Annotated in this window: 1 protein-coding gene; it reads right to left on the minus strand. The window is 33.8% G+C overall.

The genetic code is table 11. The features are described from left to right. The coding region (locus tag ACIQ66_RS11395; protein ID WP_396212917.1) for a beta strand repeat-containing protein at window positions 1-2,875 on the minus strand (2,875 nt) is incomplete at both ends.

A 2,875-nucleotide genomic window follows, 5' to 3' on the forward strand; every position in this document is an offset into this window, starting at 1 on the left:
TTGCAGTTCCGTTAGAAGAAACAATGTTTAGTACAGTATCAACCGAACTTGGATTAGATAAAGTAACGTTTACCAAAGCAGTTATTCCTTCAACCACAGTTACATCTTCAACATTGAAAGTTGCCGTGTCAGCTGGGTCATCTATTATAGTTACTGTACCTGAATCATTTGTATTTGAAGTATTACCAGATGTTGCAGTTCCATCTACAGAAAACGTTTCGTTTTGCTCATCAATATTATCAGAAGCTGTTTGAATAGAAATAGAAGCTGTTAATTGTCCAGTAGGTATTGTAATTGTAGTTGTAACACTTGTGTAATCTTCTAGTGAAGTCGCTGTAACATTTGTTGTCACAATAGCAATAACAGTATCAACAGAGCTTTGTCCAGATAATGATACAATAACATTTGCTATATCACCTTCCTCTACGGTAACATCACTTACTGTAAAAATTGGCTTAGGATCGTCATCAGTAATTGTTACTGTTCCTGAATCATTATTGTTTGCAGTATTTCCTGAAGTTGATGTACCATTGACATTTAAGATTTCAGATGGTTCGTTAATTCCATCTTCAACTGTTGTTATTAAAATAGTAGTAGTAGTTTGACTGGCAGGTATCGTTATAGTTGTCGTAACTTCAATATAATCTTCAGCAGATGTAGCTGAAACTTCTGTAGTTAAAATGTCAATTACAGTATCAAGATAACTTGGGTTTGTTAATGAGATTGTAACAGTTGCTAAATCACCTTCAATAACTGTAACATCACTAATTGTAAAAGTAGGTAACGGGTTATTATCAGTAATTGTAACAATACCTGTATCATTTGAGTTAGATGTATTACTAGAAGTTACATTACCATTGACAGTAAATGCTTCCGTAGGTTCATCTATTAAGTCATTTGCTGTTGGAATTGAAACCGTTGTAGTTGTTTGTCCAGCAGGAATAATTACTATAGTTGTTAATGGTGTATAATCATCTGGTGCTATTGCACTTCCATTCGAAGTTGTTATATTTATAACTGTATCAACTGAACTTAGATTAGATATAGAAACAGTAACAATTGCAACATTTCCTTCTATAATTGTTACATCATCTATTGAAAACGTAGGAACACCATCGATATCTATTATTGTACCTACAGCACTATCATTTACATTATTTGTATTTTCGGATGTTACAGTTCCATTTAGTAAGAATGTTTCATCTGGTTCATCTGTAGAATCATTGATTGTAGCAACACTTACAGTTGCTGTTAATTGACCAGCAGGAATTGTAATAGTAGTAATTACCGTTGTAAAATCTGAATTTGAAGCTGGATAAACACCTGCAGTATTTAATGTAGTTGAAACTAAAATTGTAGTTGGTAAATAACTTGGATTTGATAATGTAGCTATAAATATAACATTAGTACCTTCATTAGCAGAAGCATTAGCAATACTAAAGATGGGAGCATTGTCATCATCTGTAATAGTTACTATTCCAAAATCGCTTGCATTTGATGTATTTCCAGAAGTTACTGTTCCTTCAACATTTAAATTTTCATTTAATTCATCAATAGCATCTTCAACTGAAGTTACTTGCAATAAAATAGATGTTTGTCCAGCAGGAATAGTTATTGTTGTTGTTGATATTGCTATGTAGTCATTTGGAGAAGTCGCTGTACCATTTGTTGTTATAATTGTAATTTCAGTATCAACCGAACTTGGGTTAGATAACGTAACAGGTACATTTGCTATATTTCCTTCATCTATTGTTACATCTCCAATAGTAATAGTTGGAGCAGGGTCATTATCAATAATTGTACCTATTGCAGTATCGTTTATATTTATAGTTTCGGTGTAAGTAGTTGTAATAGCTACGTTGAAAGTTTCATCAGTTTCATCAATTGTATCAGCTGTAGTTTGTACAGTAAAAGAAGACGAAGTTGTATTAGCGGGTATTGTAATAGTAACAGGCGTAGTTGTGTAATCTAAATTACCAGCCGTACCGTTAGTAAGATTGAACGTAAAAGTAGTTGGCACCGCAACCGGATTACTAAGAGTAACAGGGAAAGTTATAGTATTTCCTTCGGTAGCAGAAGCATCAGCAACGGTAATAACTAAAGTATCTTCGTTATCATTAATTGTACCAGTTCCAGTAGTTGTTGATCCAACTATATTTACGTTAGTAGAAGTAATAGTTCCCACAAGAGTAAATAGTTCTTGACTCTCAATAATAGCATCATCAATAGTTGGCACACTAATAGTTGTAGAAAGTGCTCCAGCAGGGATGGTAATAGTTGTAACTGGCGTAGCATTAATTTGAGTAAAATCGCTGTTAGAAGCTGTTCCAGAATTAGTCACAACATTAATAGTTGTTGGTAAAGAACTTGCAATAGAAAGTGTAGCAGTAAATGTAACCGGACTTCCTTCGGTAACAGTTGCTCCTGTAATAGTTACAATAGGAGTTATGTCATTATCTACAATAGTTCCAGTAGCAGTATCAGTAGTTGCTCCTACGGGTCCACCAGAAGTTATTCCAATAGTAACAGTAAAATTTTCAGCAGGTTCGTCAACAACATCATCTGCAGTTGGTATGACAACAGTTCCCGTAGTTTGTCCAGCAGGAATAGTAATAGTTACAGGTGTTGTAGTATAATCATCATTACCAGCAGTTCCGTTAGTTAAGTTGAAAGTGATAGTAATATCTTGCGAAGAAGGATTACTTAAAGTAATAGGGAATGAAATAGGAGATCCTTCATTATTAGAAGCATCTCCAATAGTAATAGTTGGAGCAGGGTCATTATCAATAATTGTACCTATTGCAGTATCGTTTATATTTATAGTTTCGGTGTAAGTAGTTGTAATAGCTACGTTGAAAGTTTCATCAGTTTCATC

This window comes from Flavobacterium sp. (assembly GCF_044377315.1).
Lineage (GTDB): Bacteria > Bacteroidota > Bacteroidia > Flavobacteriales > Flavobacteriaceae > Flavobacterium.